General features: G+C 62.3%; 21 protein-coding genes and 1 pseudogene. 12 read left to right on the forward strand and 10 right to left on the reverse strand.

Annotated features, from left to right (window positions below):
- Window positions 1-195 precede the first annotated feature (195 nt).
- Window positions 196-1,275: an ABC transporter substrate-binding protein gene (locus RB548_RS14505; protein ID WP_331371987.1), complete on the reverse strand. Its 1,080-nt coding sequence runs from the start codon at window positions 1,273-1,275 to the stop codon at window positions 196-198.
- A gap of 372 nt (window positions 1,276-1,647) precedes the next feature.
- Window positions 1,648-2,709, reverse strand: a complete 1,062-nt coding sequence (speB, locus tag RB548_RS14510; RefSeq protein ID WP_331371988.1) for an agmatinase — start codon at window positions 2,707-2,709, stop codon at window positions 1,648-1,650.
- A 219-nt stretch (window positions 2,710-2,928) separates the two neighbouring features.
- Here speB and RB548_RS14515 point away from each other — a divergent pair, with 219 nt between their 5' ends.
- Together RB548_RS14515 and RB548_RS14520 are read left to right on the forward strand one after the other, a co-directional pair.
- Entirely contained in the window at window positions 2,929-3,972 is a 1,044-nt protein-coding gene (locus RB548_RS14515) for a LysR substrate-binding domain-containing protein (RefSeq protein WP_331371989.1), read from the forward strand.
- 72 nt (window positions 3,973-4,044) lie between these two features.
- Window positions 4,045-5,223 carry an aminotransferase gene (locus RB548_RS14520; RefSeq protein WP_331371990.1) on the forward strand — a complete coding sequence of 393 codons (1,179 nt, stop codon included), beginning with the start codon at window positions 4,045-4,047 and terminating at the stop codon, window positions 5,221-5,223.
- Window positions 5,224-5,233: 10 nt separating this feature from the next.
- Here RB548_RS14520 and RB548_RS14525 read toward each other — a convergent pair whose 3' ends face one another.
- The 7 genes and pseudogenes from RB548_RS14525 to RB548_RS14555 all read right to left on the reverse strand — a co-directional run bounded on the left by RB548_RS14525 (window position 5,234) and on the right by RB548_RS14555 (window position 12,881).
- The gene (locus RB548_RS14525) at window positions 5,234-6,124 is read right to left on the reverse strand and encodes a DMT family transporter (RefSeq protein ID WP_408642375.1); all 891 of its coding nucleotides are present in this window, start codon (window positions 6,122-6,124) and stop codon (window positions 5,234-5,236) included.
- Window positions 6,125-6,282: 158 nt separating this feature from the next.
- On the reverse strand, window positions 6,283-7,716 hold the full coding sequence (locus tag RB548_RS14530) for an aldehyde dehydrogenase family protein (RefSeq protein ID WP_331371991.1): 1,434 nt from the start codon (window positions 7,714-7,716) through the stop codon (window positions 6,283-6,285).
- A gap of 16 nt (window positions 7,717-7,732) precedes the next feature.
- Window positions 7,733-8,467, reverse strand: coding sequence for an MBL fold metallo-hydrolase (locus tag RB548_RS14535; RefSeq protein ID WP_331371992.1), 735 nt, complete (start codon window positions 8,465-8,467; stop codon window positions 7,733-7,735).
- 220 nt (window positions 8,468-8,687) lie between these two features.
- Window positions 8,688-8,834, reverse strand: coding sequence for a hypothetical protein (locus RB548_RS14540; protein WP_331371993.1), 147 nt, complete (start codon window positions 8,832-8,834; stop codon window positions 8,688-8,690).
- Window positions 8,835-9,058: 224 nt separating this feature from the next.
- The gene (locus tag RB548_RS14545; protein ID WP_331371994.1) at window positions 9,059-9,973 is read right to left on the reverse strand and encodes a transglutaminase-like domain-containing protein; all 915 of its coding nucleotides are present in this window, start codon (window positions 9,971-9,973) and stop codon (window positions 9,059-9,061) included.
- Window positions 9,974-10,202: 229 nt separating this feature from the next.
- Window positions 10,203-11,516: an NAD(P)/FAD-dependent oxidoreductase gene (locus tag RB548_RS14550; protein ID WP_331371995.1), complete on the reverse strand. Its 1,314-nt coding sequence runs from the start codon at window positions 11,514-11,516 to the stop codon at window positions 10,203-10,205.
- Window positions 11,513-12,881: pseudogene (locus tag RB548_RS14555) on the reverse strand (glutamine synthetase family protein). Before RB548_RS14555 ends, RB548_RS14550 begins: the two are co-directional and overlap by 4 nt.
- A 120-nt stretch (window positions 12,882-13,001) precedes the next feature.
- Between RB548_RS14555 and RB548_RS14560 the strand changes: the two are divergent.
- The 3 genes from RB548_RS14560 (at window position 13,002) to RB548_RS14570 (ending at window position 15,687) form a co-directional block, all read left to right on the forward strand.
- Window positions 13,002-13,694 carry a GntR family transcriptional regulator gene (locus tag RB548_RS14560; protein WP_331371996.1) on the forward strand — a complete coding sequence of 231 codons (693 nt, stop codon included), beginning with the start codon at window positions 13,002-13,004 and terminating at the stop codon, window positions 13,692-13,694.
- Between the two features lie 133 nt (window positions 13,695-13,827).
- Window positions 13,828-14,508: a helix-turn-helix domain-containing protein gene (locus RB548_RS14565; RefSeq protein WP_331371997.1), complete on the forward strand. Its 681-nt coding sequence runs from the start codon at window positions 13,828-13,830 to the stop codon at window positions 14,506-14,508.
- A 75-nt stretch (window positions 14,509-14,583) separates the two neighbouring features.
- The gene (locus tag RB548_RS14570) at window positions 14,584-15,687 is read left to right on the forward strand and encodes a M24 family metallopeptidase (RefSeq protein ID WP_331371998.1); all 1,104 of its coding nucleotides are present in this window, start codon (window positions 14,584-14,586) and stop codon (window positions 15,685-15,687) included.
- Window positions 15,688-15,744: 57 nt separating this feature from the next.
- On the opposite strand, the gene RB548_RS14575 is transcribed toward RB548_RS14570, so the two are convergent.
- Window positions 15,745-16,005: a hypothetical protein gene (locus RB548_RS14575; protein ID WP_331371999.1), complete on the reverse strand. Its 261-nt coding sequence runs from the start codon at window positions 16,003-16,005 to the stop codon at window positions 15,745-15,747.
- A gap of 215 nt (window positions 16,006-16,220) precedes the next feature.
- On the opposite strand from RB548_RS14575, the gene RB548_RS14580 reads away from it, so the two are divergent.
- The 7 genes from RB548_RS14580 to RB548_RS14610 all read left to right on the forward strand — a co-directional run bounded on the left by RB548_RS14580 (window position 16,221) and on the right by RB548_RS14610 (window position 22,986).
- On the forward strand, window positions 16,221-16,937 hold the full coding sequence (locus tag RB548_RS14580; protein ID WP_331372000.1) for a FadR/GntR family transcriptional regulator: 717 nt from the start codon (window positions 16,221-16,223) through the stop codon (window positions 16,935-16,937).
- Entirely contained in the window at window positions 16,934-18,106 is a 1,173-nt protein-coding gene (locus tag RB548_RS14585; RefSeq protein ID WP_331372001.1) for a PLP-dependent transferase, read from the forward strand. Before RB548_RS14580 ends, RB548_RS14585 begins: the two co-directional genes overlap by 4 nt.
- 43 nt (window positions 18,107-18,149) lie before the next feature.
- Entirely contained in the window at window positions 18,150-19,412 is a 1,263-nt protein-coding gene (locus RB548_RS14590; RefSeq protein WP_331372002.1) for an ABC transporter substrate-binding protein, read from the forward strand.
- Window positions 19,413-19,516: 104 nt separating this feature from the next.
- The gene (locus RB548_RS14595) at window positions 19,517-20,452 is read left to right on the forward strand and encodes a carbohydrate ABC transporter permease (RefSeq protein WP_331372003.1); all 936 of its coding nucleotides are present in this window, start codon (window positions 19,517-19,519) and stop codon (window positions 20,450-20,452) included.
- A 5-nt stretch (window positions 20,453-20,457) separates the two neighbouring features.
- Entirely contained in the window at window positions 20,458-21,291 is an 834-nt protein-coding gene (locus RB548_RS14600) for a carbohydrate ABC transporter permease (RefSeq protein WP_331372004.1), read from the forward strand.
- 6 nt (window positions 21,292-21,297) lie between these two features.
- The gene (locus RB548_RS14605; RefSeq protein WP_331372005.1) at window positions 21,298-22,365 is read left to right on the forward strand and encodes an ABC transporter ATP-binding protein; all 1,068 of its coding nucleotides are present in this window, start codon (window positions 21,298-21,300) and stop codon (window positions 22,363-22,365) included.
- Between the two features lie 234 nt (window positions 22,366-22,599).
- Window positions 22,600-22,986 (forward strand): c-type cytochrome, encoded by a 387-nt coding sequence (locus RB548_RS14610; protein WP_331372006.1) that lies wholly within the window; start codon window positions 22,600-22,602, stop codon window positions 22,984-22,986.
- Window positions 22,987-23,076: the final 90 nt, after the last annotated feature.

Raw genomic sequence — 23,076 nt, forward strand, 5'->3', positions numbered from 1 at the left:
GCATCGCTTTGAATTGCTGCATGGTTTATCCCTAAATCGGTTCCCGATCTAAGGAAACATGCAGTAGCGCCTCATGCGCAGATGGTTCATCGAGCGGGAATGAGGAAAGTGTGAAACAGCTTTCCGCCCGGATTCCGCTCAGTCTTTCAAAGTCGACCTCCCGCCCGCCGGCGGGAGGTCGATCCCGGTTGGCGATCAGCCGACGATCAGCTCCGTCCACTTCTGGTTCAACCAGTCCGACTTGGTCTGGTAGAGATCGTAGCGCGGGATGATCGGCTCGATGTCCGACGAAACGGCTGCAAACTCCTTGTCTGTGAGATCAGTCGACTCGCGCTTGACGGTCGGCGAGGTGCCAACCTTGCGCGACAGCGTCGCCTGAATCGACGGCTGGCACATATAGTCGATGAAGATGTGCGCTTCCTCTGCCTTCTGCGAAGCGCGCGACAGCGCCCAGCAACCGGAATCCTGGATGCCGCCTTCCTTCGGGAAGGTGGAGCGGACCGGATGGCCATCGGCGGCCGCAAGGCCGGTCACGTCGTGATAATACTGGCCCATCGGAATTTCACCCGACTTCAGCGCCTGCTCGAACTGCGCTTCGTCACGATACCAGAGCCGGACATTCGGCTTCACTTCGGCGAGTTTCTCGAATGCCTTCAGGATGCCCTCCTCCGTGTCGAGCGCATTGGTGCCGCCCATGAAGGTTTTGGCGGTCACCTCGAGCAGGAAGGAATTGGAGACGAGCGCGAGCAGCCCGAGCTTGTCGGCATTTGCCGGATCCCAGAAGGCGGTCCAAGAGGTCGGCGCTTCCTTGTAGACGTCGGTGTTGGTGACGAGCGTGATGTACCAGGAAACGGCCCCGATGCCCGCGACGCGGCCATCCGGATACTTGTTGATGAACCGGTCGATCAGATGCGAGGCGTTCTTGATCTTCGCCATGTCGAGCGGCGCCCAGAGATCGGTCGCCTGACCCTTGAGCATTGCCACCTGCGACATCATCGATACATCCGCCGGAGCCTGGCCGGCGCGAGCCGCCTGTTCCAACTGGACGAGCCAGGCCTCACCGGTCGGCTCGGCGACCGACTCGATCGCGATGCCCGTCGCCTTGGTGAATTCCGGGAATATGTTCTTGTCGAACGAATCCTTGAAGTAGCCGCCATAGACGCCGACCTTCAGCGACTTGTCCTGCGCTCTCAGTACCGCCGGCATCGCCAGCATCGATGCACCGGCAAGCCCCGCCCCCAGCAGCGTGCGGCGCTTGATGGAATTGATGTTCATTGCATGTCTCCTTTGTTTTGGCGGCAGCCGCCGCGTTCCCTGTTGTAGTTGATTCCCTGCATCTTTTCGGCTCGCTCCGCCAGCATTTCCAGCCGAAGGAATGGCCTTATTCGATCAGCGTATGGCAAGGCGCGAGTAAGCCCGCAATCAGCTCATCCGCCGTGAAAAACTCTGCGTCCGCATTATCGACTGCATTGGCCATTCTGAGAAGCGCCTCGCACCCGACCGCTACGCACATCAGAGCAACCAGCTCCCGATCCCGGAAAAGGCGTCATCGTCGTCCCCGGACTGGAAGTTTGCTAGTTCCGGCTCTCGCCGGGCCGCCGCTTCCAGTTCGGCGGCCTGGCGATCTTCAGGCGATCTTCACGCGTGTCAGCCGGCCTTGCCGGTGATCGCAGGGCTGAAAACCATCAGGCTCAGGATCTCGAAAAGCACCTGCGCGCCGGCATGCGCGGTATTGGTCGTCGCGTCATACTGCGGGGCGACCTCGACGACATCGCCGCCGACAAGATTGACACCCTTGAAGCCGCGGATGAGTTCGAGCACCTCACGAGTCGTCAGGCCGCCGACTTCCGGCGTCCCGGTGCCCGGAGCGAAACTCGGGTCAAGGCTGTCGATGTCGAAGGAGAGATAAGTCGGACCATCGCCGACGATCTTCTTCGCCTTCTCGATAATGGCCGGAATGCCGAGACCGGTGACCTCTTCCGCATGGATCACGGTCATGCCGGACTCGTAAGAAAACTCCCAGAGATATTCGGCCGAGCCGCGGATGCCGATCTGGACGACGCGGGTCGGGTCGAGCACGCCGTCGAGAACCGCGTTGCGGAACGGACCGCCATGATGGAACTTCGTGAGGTCATAGGCGCCGCCGGTGTCGCAATGGGCATCGATATGAATCATGCCGACCGGACGCTTCTTGCCGACTGCCTTCAGGATCGGATGGGTGATCGAATGGTCGCCGCCGACCGAAAGCGGCAAGACGCCGGCATCGACAATCTGGTTGATGCGCTTTTCGATATCTTCATGGCTGAGCTCCAGCCGATAGCGGCTTTGGAACGCAACATCGCCGATATCGGCCACGCGGAGATCGTGGACGGGCGCGCAGCCGAGCACATGGTTATAGGGACCAATGCGTTCGATCGCACGGAGCGCCCGCGGTCCGAAACGGGAGCCCGGACGGTTGGTGACACCGAGGTCCATCGGTATGCCGACGATCGCCACCTGAAGATTGCCGAAATCCGGTTCTTGGTTGTCGACCGGCATGTAGGGCGCTGCCAGGAAGGTCGGGATGCCGGAATAGGGCGCCAGCCGCGTGCCGCTCTTCGTGAAGATCTTGTCCGCGACCTTGCGGAACGTCGGATCGAAGAGTTCGCCGCCATGGCTTTCGCCATATTTCGCCTTCAATTCGCTGAGCTTCTGTTCATCCCAGGCCATGCGCCCGAACCTCCATGTTTTGCCGCCGGGGATGCGCTGGACGCGCCGCAAACCGCGATCTGCGGATTTCACCGGTTCGACTGGCGCCGTCGTGTTCCCCAGGCTTTTGCCTTTGTTGGCGCATATTAGGAGACAATTCTGGTGGAAAATCAATTGACATTGTTATAGCGTTTCGTGTGAGAAAAATTCACATTCTCGCCTCGCCTTCCGGAGCCCATTTTGTCGAGCCGCCTGCCTCCTCTCAACCCGCTGCGTGCCTTCGAGGCAACCGCCCGGCGCGGCTCCGTTTCGGCCGCAGCGCGCGAGCTCAACGTCACCCACGGTGCGATCAGCCATCAGATCCGGGCGCTCGAACTCTCCTTCAACGCCACGCTTTTCGAGCGCGGCGGCAAACGGCTGAGGCTGACGCCGCAAGGTGCCCTGCTGCTGCCCGCCGTCACCCATGCCTTCGCGGAAATCGCCGCCGCCACCGCTGCCATGACACGCCCGGCGACAAGCGGCGAACTCAGGATCACCTGCGTCCCGGCGCTGCTTTCCTTCTGGATGATCCCGCGCCTGCACCAGTTCACCGAACAATTTCCGGACGTCAGGCTGACGCTGATCGCCTCCAACGATGCGGCACATCTCCATTCCCCGGACGTTGATATCTGCCTGCTCTACGGCGACGGTAACTGGAACGACTGCTGGGCGAAGCTTTGGAGCCGGCTTGAGCTTTTCCCGGTCGTCAGCCCGACACTGCTCAATATGCGGCCGCTGCGCTCCGTGCGGGATCTGCGCGACCACGTCATGCTTCACGGCGACGACGGCCGCGAGTGGAACACCTGGCTGGCCGCCGCCGATGCGATCGATCTGCAGCGCGGCCGCCAGCATTTCATGAGCGATGCGCGGCTTTCGACCGAAGCGGCGTTGCACAATCAGGGCGTGGCGCTGGGCGACACGATCACCGCGGGAAGCCTGATCGCGCGCGGCGAGCTGATCGCCCCCTTCGATCTGACCGTACCGGCCAACGACGCGTTCTTCGTCGCCTGCCGCAACGAAATCCGCGCCGCGCCGATTGTCCGCGTCTTCATCGACTGGTTGTTCGCCGCCCTCGAGAGTGACCCGATGCCGGAGCTCCAGGTTTCCGCCCGCACGATCATTCGCAGCCGCATGTCGAAGCCCGAAACCACACGAAAGACGGCTGCAGACGGTTTTCAACCGATCTCGTCGCCGTCACGCATACGTCGCCCGGGACACCCCCAGAAACGCAAGGCCAAATCATAAAACGAGACCGAGAGCCCGGCGCAATTCTCCGCCAGCCCTTGGTTCCCGCTTACCAGCAACAGGAAGGTTCAAATGCCGCATTTCAATCCCCTCGTCGAAAAGCTCTCGCCGCCGCCGGTTCCCTCGGTGCTCGCCTGGGCGAAGGCCTACGACGGGGCAAGAGGGCCGCTGATCGACCTTTCGCAGGCGGTGCCGGGTTATCCCGCGCATCCGGACATGCTGAAATGGCTCGGCGAGACATCCGCCTCGGCCGCCTACACCGGTTATGGCGCGATCGAGGGCGAGGTGGAATTGCGCACGGCCTATGCCGCCCATGTCGCCGACCTCTACGCTGCGGCGGTTACGGCCGACAACGTTCACATCACCTCAGGCTGCAACCAGGCCTTCATGTGTGCCGTCATGGCGATCGCCGGCGCCGGCGACACGGTCTTGATGACCAACCCCTATTATTTCAATCAGGAAACAACACTGGCGATGCTCGGCATCAATGTCGAGCTGGTACCCTGTGACGCCGGCGCCGGGTTCCTGCCGGAAGTTGAGGAGATCGCCTCAGCGCTTCGCCCGGGCATTCGCGCGCTCGCCCTCGTCTCGCCCAACAACCCGACCGGCGCTGTCTATCCGCCGGAATTGCTTGAGCGCATCCACGAAGCCTGCCGCAAGAACGGCACCTGGCTGATCCTCGACGAGACCTATCGCGATTTCCTGCCATCGGCCGACATCGCGCCGCACGGCCTGCTTCAGGCGAAGGACTGGCAGGACAGCTTCATCGGCCTCTACAGCTTCTCGAAATCCTTCTGCATTCCCGGCCATCGCCTCGGCGCAATCACCGCCGGTCCGGCGCTCGTCGAACAGGTCACCAAGGTCATGGACAACCTGCAGATCTGCGCCCCGCGCGCCGCGCAGGCCGCAGTCGCCAAGGCCATTCCGGCGCTCGCAGATTGGCGGCTTGCGAACCGTGTTGAAATTGCCGCACGCGCCGACGCCCTCAAGGAGGTCATGAGCCGCCTGCCGAAATGGAAGCTGCAGGCGGCCGGGGCCTATTTCGCCTATATCCGCCACCCCTTCCCCGACATCGATTCGCAATTCGTTGCCGAAAAGCTGGCGAAGCTCGCCGGTGTGGTCTGCCTGCCGGGCGACTATTTCGGCGAAGGACAGGAAAACTACCTGCGCTTTGCCTTCGCCAATGCCGATGTCCCGACGATCCGCAAGCTCGAAGAACGGCTCGCGGGCTTCGAACTGCCCGGCATCTGAGCGTAAGAGATTATCCGCGGCGGGCGATCAGGATCCCGACGAGCACGATCGCGCCGCCGATCGCCTGAGCAGGGCCCACCGATTCGCTGAGCACCACCCAGGCGAGGATCGCCGCCACGACCGGCTGCAGCAGCAGCGTCAATGACGAGAAGGCGGCCGGCAGGTAGGCGAGCGCATAGGTGATCGCCACCTGCCCGCCCGCATGGCTGACAAAGGCGAGACCGAACAGCGTCGCCCATCCGAAGGCACTTGCCGGGAAGAGCGTGGGTTCGGCGACGAGCGTCATCGGCAGCATGCAGACGGCAGCCGAGGCCGTGCTCCAGATCATGATCCGGTTGGTGTCGAAGCGGCTCCGCAACTTGCCGATCGCAAGGATATAGCCCGCATAGAACATCGCGGCCACGACCGCGATGCCATCGCCGAGAACGTCGCCCTCAGCGAGCGCGGCCGGCCCTCCCTTCAGGATCACGACGCCGGCGATCGCGGTCGCGAGCCCCGCGACGAAGACGCGGCTGACCGGAGCGCGAAACAGCGCCCAGCTTGCGAGCGTGACGAAAACCGGCGCAAGATTCGCGAGCAGCGTCGCATTCGCGACCGATGTCATGGTCAGCGCGAGGTGCCAGGCAGCGAGATCGATCGCCAAAAAGACGCCGGGCAGGACGAGCATGGCATAGTCGAAAAATTGCTGCGGCCGCCTGTCGCCCACTGCCCCGTTGCGCAGCCACGACCAGGCGACAAGCGGGATCAGCGCCAAGGCGACGCGCCAGAAGGCGGTCGCCATCGGCCCTACCTCGGAAAGCCGAACGAAGATCGGCGATCCACCGATGGCGGCACCGCCGAGCAGCAGCGCTGTCATCGCAATCGATTTGCGGGAGGAAACGGTAGCAGCGGCTTGGGTCAAGGCGATGTCCAGGGGGTAAACTGATGACGGATGCCGCATGGCACCCCCGCGAACCAGCTACCAGAACCCGGCTGCCGGCAACAGCAGCCACCCGCTAATTTAGCGACAAAAATTCAGCCGGTGGGCGAGCACCGGCTGAATCTCGTCATGGCAGAGGATCAGGCCGCGTCCGGTACGTGAACGGCCTTCACTTCCAGGAAATCCTCAAGGCCGAACAGGCCGCCTTCGCGGCCATTGCCGGACTGCTTATAGCCGCCGAAGGGGCTGCCGTAGCGGTGCGGGCCGCCGTTGATATGCACCATGCCTGCGCGCAGCCTCGCGGCGACGCGTTCGGCCCGTTTCGGATCCCCGGTCTGGACATAGGCTGCCAGCCCGTAATTGGTGTCGTTTGCAATCCGGATCGCTTCCTCCTCCGTGTCGAAGGGAATGATCGCCAGCACCGGACCGAACACTTCCTCGCGTGCGATGCGCATCGTGTTGTCGACATCGGCAAAAATTGTCGGCTTGACGAAATAGCCCGTCTCGAAGCCTTCGGGCTTGCCGACACCGCCGACGAGCAATTTGGCGCCTTCGGCAATGCCTGCCTCGATTAGCACCTGCACGTGGCCATACTGGATGTGGCTGACGAGCGGACCGATGTGCGAGCCCTCTTTCGTCGGATCGCCGACTTTGGCCTCGGCGCCCACGCGCCTCGCAATCTGCACGACCTTGTCGTAGACCTCGCGCTCCACCAGCATGCGTGTCGGCGCATCGCAGGACTGGCCGGAATTGTTGAAGCATTCGAGAATGCTGCCGGTGACGCGCTCCTCGAGATCGGCGTCGGCAAAGACGATGTTCGGCGATTTGCCGCCAAGTTCCAGCGTGACGCGCTTGACCGTCTCGGCCGCTTCCTTGCTGACGGCGATACCGGCGCGGGTCGAACCGGTGAACGACATCATGTCGATGTCCTTGTGCCTCGACAGCGCGGCGCCGGCGTTGATACCATCGCCGTTGACGAGATTGAAAACACCCGCCGGGAAGCCAGCCTCGTGGATCATCTCCGCGTAGAGCATGGCGTTGAGCGGCGTAAATTCGCTGGGCTTCAGGACGCAGGTGCAGCCCGTCGCAAGCGCCGGCACGACTTTCAGGGCGATCTGGTTGATCGGCCAATTCCAGGGCGTGATCAGCCCGCAAACACCGATCGGCTCGCGCAGCATGACATCACCGTTCGGAAGCCGGTCGCGCGTCTTCAAGCGTTTCAGCGCGTCGATGAAACACTGCAGGTGCCCGACGCCGACGTCGGCCTGTTGCTCGCGCGCCATCGTCGCCGGGGCGCCCAACTCCATGGTGATCGTTGCGGCCATCTCGTCATAGCGACGCTTGTAGATCGAAAGCAGCTTTTCGAGCAGCGCCAGGCGATCCTCGACACTGATCTGGCTGTAGGTTGCGAAGGCCTTCTTCGCCGCGGCAACGGCGCGATCGATGTCGGCGGCCGTGCCCATGGAAATCACGGCAATCGGCTGCTCGGTCGCCGGATTCAGGACCTCCAGATCCTTCGCCTCGATCGGATCGACCCATTCGCCGTTGATGTAGAGTTTTCTCTTGTCGAGCATTCACTCCTCCTTCCCGTCAAATAGTCTTTTGTTTCGCGGAGAGCCAGTCCTTGATTAGCTTCCGGTAGCGTTCACCGGAAAAGCTTGGGAAATGCCCACCGTGGACGATGCGCGCTGGTATTCTCAGCAGGCGCTCCATCGACGCCAGATAGTCGTCCGCGTCGGAATGGTAGGTGTCTTCAACCAGCGGGCCGTCATAGAGAATGTCGCCGCTGAACAGCACGCCGGTGCTCTCCTCCCAGAGCGCGATGCCGCCTGGGGAATGCCCAGGCGTGTGGATGACTTCGAAGATCCGGTCACCGAGATCGATTGTATCGCCGTCATCGAGAACGCGCGTCGCGGCGGCCGCTTTGACGCCATAGCATTGCGAGCAATAGGGCTCCGGCGGCAGCGCATCGAAGATGTCGTCGGTAACATAAGGATCGGCGAGCGTATTGGCCCGCGTCGGATGGGCAAGAAGATCGGCCTCGGCTGCGTGCACCGCCCGGCACTCGAACTCATGATGACAGCCGATATGGTCGAAATGCGTATGGCTTGCGACCGCAATGAGTTCGCGTTCGGTGACGAGCGGCACCCACTGCCTCAGCGATACGACGCCCATGCCGCTGTCGACCAGCATGTCGCGATCGCGGCCACGCACGTGCCAGACGTTGCAGCGGTAAAACGCCTGGATGAACGGCTCCGAAATGAAGGTGACGTCATCTTCGAGACGCCTCACCGCATACCAATTTTCCGGAGCAATCCGCCGCATATGTCACGCATTCCCGCTTGCCGAGGGTAAGGCTACGACGTCGGCGGCCTAGACCGCAAGCGTAACGATCTCATCGCCCGCGACATCGGCCGATTGCGCAGCTCTTCCACTCGGGCCGGTCGTTGCGCAGCCGAGCGAATACGAGACGGGATGGAACACAAGAGAAGGCCCGTGGTGGCCGCGCACGAGCATTTGTCGCGGCTGGGTTAGTCAGGCCAGGTCAGATCGCACCGATGATGAGCGCCGTGACGAAACTGAACGCTGCGGCAAAGGCAATAGTGTGGGGAATGAGATTGACCGACGAGCGGCGGGCCGGCGGTGCAGCGTAGATCGCATAGCGGGATCGAGCAGCCTTGGTCGCGTTCATCTTGCTTCTCCGCTGTTTCGCAGTAGTTATGTTCTCCTATATTCTCGATTGAGTTTATAGATATTATTTTCTGCCGACCGCGTCGGAAATGAAAAATCCGTTTACGGTGCCCACAGCGCCGTGCGTCTTTTCAGACGCACAAAGGTCGCTGTAGCACTTTGAATTGCTGCATGTTTTCATCCTTAAATCGGCTACGATTTAAGGAAACATGCAGGAAGCCACTTTCAGTGCCGGTTGCGGTCGCGCTCTTGAAGATGTCGCGACCAGGTTTCACTGAACCAGGGTGTCAGCAGCGAAACGTCGGCCGCGCGGTGCGACCGGGCGAGCGAGACATCGGTTTCGACCGAGGTCCACACGGTAAAGACCGTGAGTTCATGCTTCCCGAAGGTCTGGATCAACGGGATGTCCGCCGCGTCGCGGCCCCGCGCGACAGGAATGCGACCGATGCGCCGCGCATTGTTCTTGGCGTCGAACGTATACCAGCGATCACCGAGATAAGCCTCGAACCAGGCATTGAAGTCCATGGGGGCCGGGCTCTCGGGCACGCCGACGTTGGTCATGTAGCCGTTGACGTAACGCGCCGGCATGTTCATGCAGCGGCAAAAGGCAATAGCGAGATGAGCATAATCACGGCTGACCCCCAGGCGATCCTCATGCGCCTCGAGAGCCGTGCGCATTGCCTGCGCATAGCCATAGCTGAAAACCAGCCGATCATGGACATAGTCGCAGATCGCCTGAACGCGCTGCCATCCGGCGGGAACATCGCCGAAAAGCTTCCAGGCCAGTGCGGCGAGGCGGTCGGTCTCGCAATAGCGGCTGGCGGAAAGATAAGGCAGCCAGGCGGCCGGAAGCCTTTCTACCGCCACGGCTTCGGCCAGTGGATCCGAGGCATCGGGCCTGCCGTCGTCCTTGATCACGGCGTCATAGCTGAGTTTGGTTTCGCCCGCGTGCAAGACCATCCGCAGGCAGGCGTTTCCGTGGGGGTCAGTGATTTCCTCCATCGCCAGGATCGGTGATGCGACCGGACCGCGCTCACGGACGATGTTGCCACGCCGTTCTGGTACAACCGAAAGATAGGTCATCATCGGCGTCGGCTGCGTGCAGCGAACGCCGATCTCGTAGCCGAAGCGTATGAACATTTCTGACCTCCCTGATCGACCGCGGTCATCGGCCTCACGCCATGGCAGATGGTGACGGCCTTGGCCGCGGTGCCCTGCGAGGAGAAAGCCTCGCGGCGCACCGTTGTAGCACGCTGGATATCGCGCCCCGGTCCGGACGCGCCGGTCAGACGGTGCAGCCGAGAAATTCTAGCGCATCATCGGCCGGAGAGGAATCGATTTGGACGCGAAACTCCGGAAGGTCGGCCATTTACCAGCCGACGGCATCCTTGAAGGAATACCACCAGGAACCGATCGTCGAATATTGCGCGCGGAACATCCGTCCGCCCGGAAACGGATACCACGGCAGCTTCTCGAAGACGTCGAAGCGCGACGTGTCGCCGTCGATCGCCTCGGCAAGCGTGCGGCCGAAGAGGTGGGAACCGGTGACGCCGTGGCCGCTATAGCCATGCGCGAAATAAGTGTTGGCGCCGATGCGCCCCATCTGCGGCACGCGCGTGAACGAGAGCGCGAAATTCCCGCTCCAGGCATAGTCGATCTTCACGCCCTTGAGCCGCGGAAAGACCTTTTCGAGATTGGGCCTGAGCTTCGCGACGACGTCCGCCGGATCTGTGCCGCCATAGACGGTGCCGCCGCCGAAAATCATCCGCTTGTCGGTGGACAATCGGAAATAGTCGAGAATGTAGCGCACATCTTCCACACACATGTCGCTTGGGATCAGCGAATGGGCGAGTTCCTCGCCAAGCGGCGCTGTGGTGATCATCTGCGTCGAGACCGGCATGACACGCGAAACGAGCTTCGGCACCGCATCGCCGAGATAGGCGTTGCCGCAAAGAACGACGATGCGGGCGGAGACCTCGCCTTCTTGCGTGTAGACGGTTGGTCGCGCGGCCTCGTGGTCCACGCGGACGACCGGCGACATTTCGTATATCGTGCCGCCCAGGCTTTCGAGAGCGCGAGCCTCGCCGAGAACCAGATTGAGCGGATGCATGTGCCCGCCTGTCGTGTCGAGCATGCCTCCGCAATAAGCGTCGGAGTTGACGAGCTTCCTGAGCGCCTCGCGGTCGAGGAGCTGGTGGTCGTCCATTCCGTATTTGCGCCAGAGCGCCTGCTTGGCCTCCAGCTCCTTCATGTGCGCGGCGGTATAGGCGGCATAGATGTTGCCGGGCTTCAGGTCACAGTCGATCTGGTATTGGCTGACGAGCCGGCGGATGATCCGACCCCCCTCTTGCATCAGGCCGCCGATAAAACGGGCCGCATCCTCGCCGTAACGGCTCTGGATCGTCGACAGGCTGGCGTTCAGGCCGTTTACAACCTGACCGCCATTGCGCCCGGAGGCGCCCCACCCCACCTGTGCGCCCTCAATCACAGTGACCTTGTAGCCCTTTTCGGCGAGGTGGATTGCCGTCGACAGCCCGGAATAGCCGGCGCCGACAACGCAGATATCGGTTTCGATGCGCCCCTTGAGCTTGATCGGAGTGCGGACGATGTTGCGCGAGGCAGCGTAGTAGCTCGTCGGATAGCTGCCGTCGCCGGCATAGGATTTCTTTGCGCTTGCCATCATACGATTTCCAGATAGGCGCTGAACTCATAGTCCGTAACCTGCTCGGCAAAGCCGGCGATCTCCTGGCGCTTGCAGGCGATCAGCATGGAGCGAAGCACGGGATCGAAGATCTCGGCGGCAATCGGTCCGGCCTCGAAGGCATCGACCGCCTGCCCCCACTCGGCAGGAATCTTGGGCAGTTTCTCCGCGTCATAGGCCCGCCCCTCGACAGGCGCCGACGGCTTCCATTTGTTGCGGATGCCGACGAGCGCGGCACCGAGGATCGCTGCGATGACGAGATAGGGATTGGCGTCGGCACCGGCGACCCGATGTTCGATGCGTCGCGCCGCCGGATTGCCGCCGGGAATGCGGATGGCCGAGGTGCGGTTTTCATAGCCCCAGGAAATCGAGGTCGGCGCATGCGTGTCAGGCCTCAGCCGCCGGTAGGAATTGAAATGCGGCGCAAACATGAGCGTCGTCTCCGCCATGCCGCGCAAGAGTCCGGCGACCGCGTGCCTCAGGATTGGCGATCCCTCGTCGCTGCCGTCGTTGAAGACGTTGTTGCCCTCCTCGTCGAGCAGGCTGAAATGGATGTGCATGCCGTTGCCGGAGCGCGTACCGTAGGGCTTGGCCATGAACGTTGCAGCGAGCCCGTGCTTGCGTGCGACACCCTTGACGATGCGCTTGAAGAAAATCGCGTCGTCCGCCGCCTTCAGCGGATCGTCGGTGTGCAAGAGGTTGATCTCGAACTGGCCGATGCCGTTCTCGGCGATCGCTGCATCGGCCGGCACGTTCTGCCGTGCGCATTCCTTGTAGACGTCGGAGAAGAACTCGCCGAAATCATCGAGTTCGTCGATCGACAGGATCGCGTCGGAATCGAGCCGCTTGCCGGTATAGGGCGAGATCGGCGGCACGGCGCTGTCAGGCTCCGGGTCGATCAGGTAGAAATTCCAGCTCCGTCGCGACCACCGGGCGCAGGCCAAGTTCGCGGTATTCCCCGACGATTGCCGCAAGTGCCTGACGAGGATCGGCAAGAAACGGCTTGCCATCCTCGATGAAGAGCCAGAGCGGCACCAGCGCGCTCGGCCGAGACGTCCAATTTACCGGCAGCGCTCCCCGCCCCGTGACCCCACAGATTCCGTCGCGGTCGCCGGTCGCGAAAACCTGTTCGCTTCCGATGATGTCCTCTCCCCAGACATCGACGCCAACGATGGAAAGCGGCATGCGGATGCCGCCGCCAAGCACCTTGGAGGCCTGCTCGACCGGCACGCGCTTGCCGCGCATGATACCGTTCAGGTCACAAATGACCGCCTGGATGCTTTCGATCGGGCCGTTCTGTTCCAGCCAAGCTTTGAATGAATTTGAATCTTCCACCTCTAGAGACATATCTCAATTCTTCTTTTGTGATCACATTTTGGGAAAGTTGACATAATTCAGGATTTGAAGTCAAGCTTGGCTGATGCTATCAGCCGCACGAAACGACGTGAGGCAGGAGGAAACGCAATCTTGAAGAGCCTTGTTTTGCCGGCGTTGGAACGGCCGGAAGGCATGACCACGCACGACTACGCCTTTGCACGCCTCCGGCAGGCAATCATGGTCGGCGCGTTTCGTCCCGGAACGTCGGTCACGATCCGCGGTTTGGCCGAAGCGCTGGACAGCAGCCCGACGCCAGTGCGCGAGGCGCTGCGGCAGCTGACCTCAATCGGCGCCCTGCACTTCCTCGAAAACCGCCGCATCGTCGTGCCTCGCATCACGCCGGCACGCTTCGAGGAACTGATTTCACTACGGATCGTGCTCGAAAGCCACGCCGCGCGCAGGGCGGTCGCCCACCTCTCGGACCGGCAGATCGACCGCGTCGTCGCGATCGACGAAGCCATCGAGGCCGCGATCCTCGCTGGCCAGAAGGCTGCGGCACTGATCGCCAACCAGGCATTCCATCGGCAAATCTATATGGCCAATCCCGACCAGATCGCCATGCCGCTGATCGAGAGCGTGTGGCTGCAGCTTGGACCTATTCTCGGCATCGCCATGGAACATGTCGCCGAACTCTACGTCGTCGATCGTCATCGCGAGGCGATCGAAGCGCTGAGGCGACGCGACGAAGACGCGGTGGCCGAGGCGATCGGAGCCGATATCCGGGAGGGCATCGGCGGCTTTGACCAGCAAGCGATCGGCAGGCTCCTCAGCCTCGCCGGCTGATACCCATCCCAAGATAGCCGCAAGCCCGCCCTACCTCACGCACGAATGGATTTTTAGTGCCGCTAAAAAGCCGTTGACAGCGACTCGCGAATGCTCCAGTTTTGAAGAAATACTAAAAAGGCGGGAGGAGCCTTTGAAGACGGAGAACGCTTCAGAAGCGCGCGTTGGTGTGGGCGATCCACCGCTCGGCGAGCGGCTGCGCCGCCGTCGGAAGGAACTGAAGCTGACGCTCCAGACGGTCGCCGACCATTCGGGCTTTTCCGTCGGCTTCATTTCTCAGATAGAGCGCGGCATTACCGTGCCTTCGCTCACATCGCTGATCGCCGTCTGCCGCACGTTGAAAGTCGAAGTCGGCGCCGTCTTCACGCCGCCGAAGGTTGCCTCGCCCGTCACCCGCCGCGCGCACCGTCCGATCTATGCGCTTGGCGACGGCGACGGCAATGTCTCCTACGAACGCCTCTCCGCCGCCTTCCCCGGCAATGTCCTTCGAAGCACGATCATTCATGAACCGCCTGGACGGCGAAGCGAACCGATGTCGCACGAGGGCGAGGAAATCTACTTCATCCTCGAGGGTTCGCTGACCTTGGAGATCGATGGCGAGCGCATCGTTCTTGAGCCCGGCGACTCGGCCCATTTTCCCTCCACGCGCACACATGCCACCTGGAACCACACGAACAAGCCAACGACCATCCTGCACACCTGCACGATGGACGTCTTCGGCGATGGCGAGCCTTCCGGCGACCCGGACAACAGCTTGGCGGTAACTCGTGCCGCAAGCCGCAATGGCGTCGCGAAAAAACACAAGCCGCGCTGATGCGGGGGAACGGCACTATCTGACCTCACCTCGCAAGCAGCATTTCACCCACCATCAACACGAGGACGCGATCACATGAATGAACAGACGAAGATGCGGCTCGCCGCGCTGCGCGCGCGAATGAAGGAGACCGGCACGGGGCTCATCGCCATTGCACCTGGGTCGCACATGGATTGGGTGCTGGGCTTCCACCCGCATCCGGACGAACGTCCCTGCCTGCTTCTGATCGCGCCGGAACGGGAAGCCTTCCTGATGCCGGCGCTCAATGCCGAGGGCACGCGCGAGCACACCGACATTGACTTCTACAACTGGTCGGACGCGGAAGGTCCCGTTCTGGCGCTCAAGGCTGCCCTTGCCGGACTCGGTGCCGAAGAGCCCGGCCGCGTCGTTCTCGACGAGACGATGCGTGCGGATTTTGCGCTGCTGCTTCTCGACAATCTGCCGGAGGACACCGCACGTGATTTTACCCCTGGCACGCTTGGTGCCCTGCGCATGCGCAAGGACCGCAGCGAATACGAACTCCTGAAGATGAACGCGGCGATCGCCGACCGGGCGATGCAGGCCGCCTTTTCGAAGGTCCGTCCTGGCATGACCGAGAAGGAACTCGCGGCCGAGATCCGCGCGCATTTTTCCTCGGAAGGAGCAGCGCCGGCCTTCTGGATCGTCGGCTCCGGCGGCAACGGCGCCTTTCCGCATCATTCGGCCAGCGACCGCGTTATCGAAGAAGGCGATGCCGTGGTGATCGATATCGGCGGCCGCAAGCAGGGCTTTCCGAGCGATATCACCAGAATGGCGGTCGTGGGCCGCGCGCCGGAGGGCTATGGCCAGATCCACACGATCGTGGAAAAGGCCGTGCAGGCGGCGATGAAGGCCGCCCGCCCCGGCGTGCAGGCTAAGGAGGTCGACGCGGCCGCACGCAAGGTGATTACGGATGCCGGCTATGGCGAATATTTCGTGCATCGCACCGGTCACGGCATGGGGATTGACGGTCACGAGCCGCCCTACATCACCGCGACGTCGGAAACGATCCTCGAGGAAGGCATGGTCTTTTCCATCGAGCCCGGCATCTACCTGCCCGGCCGTTTCGGCATTCGGCTCGAGGATATCGTGATCCTGCGCGCCGACGGACCGGAGGTCCTCTCCTCGCTGCCGCGCGACGTCCATGTCGCCAAGGTCTGACGGCGAGCGCTTTCTGTAAGCTATGACGAAGGCGCCGGCACGGCGTCCTCCGCGTGTTTATTGCGCGGGATAGCTCCCGCCGCGCTTCGGCGGCTGCTTGCCGGCGCCTGCATTCTTCCTTGCCGGTGTACCGTAAGTAGCCGGGTTATCCTGGCCGGTGATCCAGTAAAAGAGATAACTCGGCCACGGCTTGCGTTGGATGCCGCTGTAATACTCGCCCTTCCCCGTTCGCATCTGGGCATTCGCATCGCCCGCCAACAGGCCGGATGCGATCAGAGCCACGACAAGGGCCAGAGCGGTACAGGCACGATATCTCATCTCAGAACTCCTCGCCCCGATATCGCTCCCAATCATGGCAACGGTCAAGAGATCGGTGCAGCGTGAGACCGAGAGCTTCACGCTCCGATGGAAGCCGCCACGCGGACCGAGGCTGCGCATACAGACCGACCACCCGAGTTTGCCGCTTGACCACCCGGCTGATCGCCTGCATATTGCTCAGATGTCAGACCAATTTGGCGCCGCGGGAGAACCGGATGCCTCAGCAAGACAAGGCGACGCTTGTGCCCCTGCCCCCGGTCGACCGGGTGCAACAGGTCATTGCCGCTCTTGCCGACTACATCCAGCATTCCGGCCTGAGGCCGGGCGATCGGCTGCCGGCCGAGCGTGAGCTGATGGCGGCGCTTGCCGTCGGCCGCTCCACGGTTCGCGAGGTCCTCAGCCATTTCCAGGCGCTCGGCGTCGTCGAGGCGCGCAAAGGCAGCGGCACGTACCTGCTGCGGGCCATTTCCGGCGCGACGATCCACATGCCGCTGGCGCTCGATACAGAGCACCTGCGCGACGCGCTTCTGCAGACGCTCGAAGTGCGGCGCGGCATCGAGGTCGAGGCCGGCATGGTGGCCGCGCGCCGCCGCACCGACGCGGACCTCGTCAACATCGAGACGAAGCTCGACGAGATGGAACGCGTGCATCTCGCCAAAGGCACCTCCGGTCCGGAAGACCTGGCCTTCCACCTGGCGATCTACGACGCCACGCACAACCCGCTCTTCCGCCAACTTCTCGAGCAGATGCGCGAGGCCTTCGAACGCTTCTGGGAAAAGCCCTTCGACCGCCCGGATTTCGCGCGGCGCTCCTTTCCGTTCCACCGCACGCTCTTCAACGCGATCGCCGCACAGGACACCCACGCTGCGCGCGAAGAAACACTGAAGATCCTCGCCATCGTCGAGGAAGACATCAAGGAAATGTCCAAATGAACAACGGCTTCGATCCGTTCGATACAGCCTCCCTCATCGTCGCGCATGACGACGGCAATGCCTTCGATGCCGTCGTGCCACCGATCGTCCAGACGTCGCTTTTCACCTTCAAGGACTATGACGACATGGTCGCCTCCTACCGGGGTGAGCGCGTGCGGCCGATCTACACCCGCGGCCTCAACCCGACCGTCAGGATGTTCGAGGAGATGCTGGCGAAACTCGAAGGCGCCGAGGATGCGATCGGATTCGCGAGCGGCATGTCGGCGATCTCGTCGACCGTTCTTTCCTTCGTCGAACCGGGCGACCGCATCGTCGCGGTCAAGCATGTCTATCCCGACGCCTTCCGGCTCTTCGGCACGCACCTGAAGCGCATGCGCGTCGAAGTGACCTATGTCGACGGCCGCGACGAGGAGGCGGTGGCAAAGGCGCTCCCCGGCGCCAAGCTCTTTTACATGGAAAGTCCGACGAGCTGGGTCATGGACACCCACGACGTTGCCACCCTTGCCGCACTCGCCAAGGCAGAGGGAATCGTCACCGTCATCGACAACAGCTGGGCGAGTCCGGTGTTCCAGCAGCCGATCGCGCTCGGCGTCGATCTCGTCATCCACTCTGCCTCGAAATATCTCGGCGGCCACAGCGATGTCGTCGCCGGGGTCGTTGCCGGCTCGAAGGATCTGATCGGCCGCATCCGCTCGGAAGCCTATCCCTATCTCGGTGGCAAGCTTTCACCGTTCGATGCCTGGCTCCTGATCCGCGGGCTTCGCACCCTGCCGATCCGGATGAAGGCGCACGAACGCTCGGCACGCACCGTCGCTGAGCGCCTGCAGGACCATCCGCTGGTCGAAACGGTTTGCCATCCCGGCCTCGGCAACCATCTGCCGCCAGGTCTTTCCGGCACGTCCGGCCTGTTCTCGTTCATTTTCCACGAGGGCATCGATGTGCGCCGCTTCGCCGATCATCTCGAGTTGTTCAAGCTCGGTGTCTCCTGGGGCGGCCACGAAAGCCTCATCGTGCCGGGCGAAGTCGTTCTGGCGCAGAAAGCCCAGCCCAATTCCGCGGTCGCCTTCGGCATTTCTCCGCGGTCGGTACGGCTCCATGTCGGCCTGGAGGGAACGGAGGCCCTCTGGAGCGATCTCGAAGCGGCGATCGCCGTCGCTTCACTAGGCTGACGATACAGTAACACCCGAACACCAAAGAAAAGGGGAACTGAAAATGAGGAAACTTATCACCGCAACCCTGCTTGCGACCCTGATGGCCGGCAGCGCGCTCGCCGATACAAAGCTGAAGCTCGTAGAGGTCATCACCAGCCCCGAGCGCACTGAAACGCTGAAGTCGATCGTCGCCAAGTTCGAGGCGGCAAACCCCGGCACCACCGTCGAGATCATCTCGCTGCCCTGGGGCGAGGCCTTCCAGAAATTCGCGACCATGGTCTCGGCCGGCGAAGTGCCCGATGTCATGGAAATGCCTGACACCTGGCTCTCGCTCTACGCCAATAACGGCATGCTCGAAAGCCTCGAGCCCTATCTCGAAAAGTGGGAGCACACGGGCGGCCTCACCGAGCGCGCGCTCGAACTCGGCCGCGACGTCAACGACACCGCCTATATGCTGCCCTACGGCTTCTATCTCCGGGCGATGTTCTATAACAAGAAGCTGCTCTCGGAGGCGGGCGTTGCCGAACCGCCGAAGACGATGGACGACTTCGTCAAGGCATCCGAGGCGGTCTCCAAGCTGCCTGGCAAATCCGGCTACTGCCTGCGCGGCGGGCCGGGCGGCCTGAACGGCTGGGTGATGTTCGGCGCCACCATGGCCGGCGACAACAAGTTCTTCAACGAAGACGGCACCTCGACGATGAACAGCGAAGGTTGGGTGAAGGGCCTGACCTGGGTCATCGACCTCTACAAGAACGGGCTCGCGCCGAAGGACAGCGTCAACTGGGGCTTCAACGAAATCGTCGCCGGTTTCTATAGCGGCACCTGCGCCTTCCTCGACCAGGACCCGGACGCGCTGATCGCGATTGCCCAGCGCATGAAGCCGGATGATTTCGGCGTCACCACCATGCCGAAGGGCCCGAGCGGCAAGGCGTTCACCACCATCGGCTTCGCTGGTTGGTCGATGCTCTCGGCGAGCCAGAACAAGGACCTTTCCTGGAAGCTCATCGAAACGCTCGAAGGTCCGGAAGGCAACATCGAGTGGAACAAGCGCACCGGCGCGCTGCCGGTCCACAAGTCGGCCGAGAAGGATCCCTTCTATGCAAGCGCGCAGTTCAAGGGCTGGTTCGATGAACTCGCCGACAAGGACGTCGTGCTGACCGTGATGCCGACCTATCTCGAAGAGTTTGCCTTCTTCAAGGATTCGCTGGCGATCAAGACGACGCAGGAAGCGCTGCTCGGAGACATCACGCCGGAAGAGCTCGCCAACCAGTGGGCCGATTATCTGACCAAGGCACAGCAGAAGTATCTGGCGAACAAGAAGTAACACGCAGGTGCACGGCGGCGGGCTCGTCCCGCCGCCGTGCGACGTAATCGACAAGAAACAGGGCGCGCCGGCAAGGGCGCGCCATGAAGGGGAATATTTGATCGATGGCCTATGCCGCACGCCATGACGGCCTGCATGCAATTCGTCCGCCGCTGATGAAACGCATCGCCGACGCCTCCGCGCCTTATCTCTACAGTGCGCCGGCGCTGATCCTGATCGTCGCGGTCATGCTCGTGCCGCTGGTCCTCGGCGTCTCCTATGCCTTCCGCGACATCCAACTGCTCAACCCCTTCTCCAGTGCCTTCGTCGGCCTCGATCACTTCAGGGCACTGTCGCAGGACCAGGCGTTTTTCCGCGCACTCCGCAACACGCTCTGGTGGACCGGCGCTTCCGTACTGTTGCAGTTCACCTTCGGACTGATCCTCGCCCTCCTGCTCGACAAACCGTTTAGCGGCCGCGCAATTGCCCAGGCTCTCGTTTTCCTGCCCTGGGCCGTCCCGAGCTTCCTCGCCGGTCTCAACTGGGCCTGGCTCTTCAACCCCGTCGTCGGTCCGTTGCCGCATTGGCTCTACGGGCTCGGGCTCATGAGCCAGCCGGCAAATATCCTGTCCGATCCGCAGCTTGCCATGTGGGGGCCGATCGTCGCCAATATCTGGTGGGGTATCCCCTTCTTCGCCATTACGCTGCTTGCCGCGCTGCAGGCGATCCCGCGCGATCTTTACGAGGCCGCCAGCATCGACGGAGCGGGGCCTGCCCAGCGCTTCCTCTCGATTACCCTTCCCTTCCTCGCCCCGACGATCGCGATCACCATTCTCCTGCGCACGGTCTGGATCTCAAATTTCGCCGACCTCATCATCGTCATGACCAATGGCGGACCGGCCGACCGCACGCAGATCGTCGCCAGCTACATCTTCACCCAGGCCTTCAAGCGGCTCGATTTCGGCTATGCCTCGGCGATCGCGCTCGTGCTCCTCGCGCTGCTGCTCGCCTATTCGCTGCTGATCGTCATCCTGAGACAGTGGCTGCTCAGCAAGGATTGAGACCGATGCGCGCCAAACCAGCCTTCCTCACCATCGCGCACCGCCTGGCGATCCTCGCCTACATCGCCTTTGCGCTCTTCCCGCTCTTCTGGCTGCTCAAGGTTGCGGTCACGCCGAACGATCTGCTCTACACCGAGGGTGTTCGCCTCTGGCCGTCGCGGGCGAGTTTCGAGCATTTCGACTTCGTGCTCCGGCACAGCGCTTTTCCGGTCTTCTTCCGCAACAGCCTGATCGTTTCGGGCTCAACCGCGGTGATCGTTACGGTCCTTTCTTCACTCTCCGGCTACGCGCTGTCGCGTTTCGGGTTCCGCGGCAAGTACTGGCTGGTGACCTTGATGCTGCTCACCCAGATGTTCCCGCTGGTGATGCTGGTCGCGCCGATCTTCAAGATCCTCTCGCCAATGGGGCTCACCAACAGCCTGACGGGCCTCGTCATCGTCTACACGGCGTTCAACGTGCCCTTCGCCACCTTCCTGATGGAGTCCTTCTTCGACGGCATTCCGAAGGATCTGGAAGAAGCGGCGATGATCGACGGTGCCACGCAGTTCGTCGCCTTCCGCCAGATCATCCTACCGCTGACGCTGCCCGGCATCGCCGCGACGCTCGGTTTCGTCTTCACCGCCGCCTGGAGCGAGCTGCTCTTTTCGCTGATGCTGATCTCCGGCAACGAGCAGGCGACCTTCCCGGTCGGGCTCCTGTCCTTCGTGTCGAAATTTTCGGTCGATTTCGGGCAGATGATGGCGGCCGGCGTGCTGGCTTTGATCCCGGCCTGCCTCTTCTTCCTGTTCATTCAACGTTATCTCGTCCAGGGCCTCACGGCCGGCGCGGTCAAAGGCTGATTACCCATGGCTTCCATCGATATCGCCAATATCCAGAAATCCTACGGCATCCATCCGGTGCTGCACGATGTCGACCTCAAGATCAAGGACGGTGAGTTCGTCGTGCTCGTCGGCCCGTCGGGCTGCGGCAAGTCCACCCTTCTGCGCATGATCGCCGGGCTCGAAAGCGTGACGGCCGGCGAGATTCGCATCGCCGGCAAGCGCGTCAACGAACTCGCGCCGAAGGACCGCGACATCGCCATGGTGTTCCAGTCCTATGCGCTCTATCCGCACATGTCGGTCGAGAAGAACATGAGCTACAGCCTGCGGCTGCGCAAGACGGCCAAGGACAGGATCACCACCGTCGTTTCCGGCGCCGCCACCAAGCTTGGTCTCGAACCCCTGCTGGAGCGCCGCCCGCGCGCTCTCTCCGGCGGCCAGCGCCAGCGCGTCGCCATGGGGCGAGCGATCGTCCGCCAGCCGAAGGCTTTTCTTTTCGACGAACCGCTCTCCAATCTCGATGCGCGCCTGCGCGAACAGATGCGCGCCGAGATCAAGAAACTGCACAAGGACCTCGGCGCCACGTCGATCTACGTGACGCACGACCAGATCGAAGCGATGACGCTGGCAGACCGCATCGTCGCGATGAACGGCGGCGTGGTCCAGCAGGTCGGAAGCCCGCTCGAGCTCTACGACCGCCCCGCCAACCTCTTTGTGGCGGGTTTCATAGGCTCTCCCGGCATGAATTTCTTCAAGGGCACCTATCGTGCCGGCGGCAGCCCAAGTTTCGAGACAGAGGGAGGCGTCAGCATTCCGCTCGATGCGTCCGCGTCGATCGCGGACAATGCCCACGCGACGCTCGGCATACGTCCGGAACATGTCGTCCTTGCAGGTCACGGGCCGGAGAGTCTCCTTGCAACCGTAGACCTCGTCGAGCCGACCGGATTCGGCATCATCCTGCATTTGTCGCTCGGCCGGACAAGCTTCAAGGCCTTCACCAACGACCGGTCCTTCCTCACAGCCTCAGGAACCGTTCCGGTCCGCCTTCCCGCACACTACCTGCATTTCTTCGACGCGGAGGGCAATCGCGTCTGATCGGCGCGTTGCCGCAGAAAGCCGCAGGAGTGACATATGCATGGCCGGCGCTTCGCAGCGCCGGACGCGCCCCGACATGGCAATTGACTTCTGCCAAGCGGGCCTTAGTTTTGTTCCTTGTCGCAAGCATCAACCGCCCTCGGCGCGCCACCATTGAGAGAAGCAAGCACCGCCAATACAGCGATTTGACGATAGTCCTCCTTGCCCCGCGCCCGGCGAAATTGAGGAAGTGTCATGCGAATTCCTGTTGTTGCCATCTCCTTTTCGGCACTCGTACTCTGTCCCGTGACGGCCTTCGCCCAAGAGGGCGATGCCGAGGCCGGCGCGGTCGTCTTCAAGAAATGCTCGGTCTGCCACGTCGCCGACAAAGACACCAACAAGGTCGGCCCCTCGCTCAATCACATCATGGGCAGGACAGCCGGCACGCATCCCAAATTCCGCTATTCGCCGGCAATGGTCGAGGCCGGCAAGGGAGGTCTCAAGTGGGACGAGGCGACACTGCGTGATTACCTCCAGGATCCGAAGGCAAAGGTGAAAGGAACCAAGATGGTCTTTCCCGGCCTGAAGGAGGAGGCGGATATTTCCAACGTGATCGCCTACCTCAAACAATATTCACAATAGCAAGAAACCCACGCGCGAAAGGGAGCCCCACAACAACCCTTTCGGGCGATTTGCGACTATTTTCCGTTCGTGCAATAATCGTGATCGGAA

Source organism: Sinorhizobium chiapasense (genome assembly GCF_036488675.1).
In the GTDB taxonomy this organism is placed as follows: Bacteria; Pseudomonadota; Alphaproteobacteria; order Rhizobiales; family Rhizobiaceae; genus Sinorhizobium; species Sinorhizobium chiapasense.

What these genes read in the sequence shown, in the direction of transcription:
- RB548_RS14505 (WP_331371987.1), bottom strand. Translation starts at nt 1,275, where the DNA reads ATGAACATCAATTCCATCAAGCGCCGCACGCTGCTGGGGGCGGGGCTT.
- speB (WP_331371988.1), bottom strand. Translation starts at nt 2,709, where the DNA reads ATGGCCTGGGATGAACAGAAGCTCAGCGAATTGAAGGCGAAATATGGC.
- RB548_RS14520 (WP_331371990.1), top strand. Translation starts at nt 4,045, where the DNA reads ATGCCGCATTTCAATCCCCTCGTCGAAAAGCTCTCGCCGCCGCCGGTT.
- RB548_RS14530 (WP_331371991.1), bottom strand. Translation starts at nt 7,716, where the DNA reads ATGCTCGACAAGAGAAAACTCTACATCAACGGCGAATGGGTCGATCCG.
- RB548_RS14535 (WP_331371992.1), bottom strand. Translation starts at nt 8,467, where the DNA reads ATGCGGCGGATTGCTCCGGAAAATTGGTATGCGGTGAGGCGTCTCGAA.
- RB548_RS14540 (WP_331371993.1), bottom strand. Translation starts at nt 8,834, where the DNA reads ATGAACGCGACCAAGGCTGCTCGATCCCGCTATGCGATCTACGCTGCA.
- RB548_RS14545 (WP_331371994.1), bottom strand. Translation starts at nt 9,973, where the DNA reads ATGTTCATACGCTTCGGCTACGAGATCGGCGTTCGCTGCACGCAGCCG.
- RB548_RS14550 (WP_331371995.1), bottom strand. Translation starts at nt 11,516, where the DNA reads ATGATGGCAAGCGCAAAGAAATCCTATGCCGGCGACGGCAGCTATCCG.
- RB548_RS14570 (WP_331371998.1), top strand. Translation starts at nt 14,584, where the DNA reads ATGAATGAACAGACGAAGATGCGGCTCGCCGCGCTGCGCGCGCGAATG.
- RB548_RS14575 (WP_331371999.1), bottom strand. Translation starts at nt 16,005, where the DNA reads ATGAGATATCGTGCCTGTACCGCTCTGGCCCTTGTCGTGGCTCTGATC.
- RB548_RS14580 (WP_331372000.1), top strand. Translation starts at nt 16,221, where the DNA reads ATGCCTCAGCAAGACAAGGCGACGCTTGTGCCCCTGCCCCCGGTCGAC.
- RB548_RS14585 (WP_331372001.1), top strand. Translation starts at nt 16,934, where the DNA reads ATGAACAACGGCTTCGATCCGTTCGATACAGCCTCCCTCATCGTCGCG.
- RB548_RS14590 (WP_331372002.1), top strand. Translation starts at nt 18,150, where the DNA reads ATGAGGAAACTTATCACCGCAACCCTGCTTGCGACCCTGATGGCCGGC.
- RB548_RS14595 (WP_331372003.1), top strand. Translation starts at nt 19,517, where the DNA reads ATGGCCTATGCCGCACGCCATGACGGCCTGCATGCAATTCGTCCGCCG.
- RB548_RS14600 (WP_331372004.1), top strand. Translation starts at nt 20,458, where the DNA reads ATGCGCGCCAAACCAGCCTTCCTCACCATCGCGCACCGCCTGGCGATC.
- RB548_RS14605 (WP_331372005.1), top strand. Translation starts at nt 21,298, where the DNA reads ATGGCTTCCATCGATATCGCCAATATCCAGAAATCCTACGGCATCCAT.
- RB548_RS14610 (WP_331372006.1), top strand. Translation starts at nt 22,600, where the DNA reads ATGCGAATTCCTGTTGTTGCCATCTCCTTTTCGGCACTCGTACTCTGT.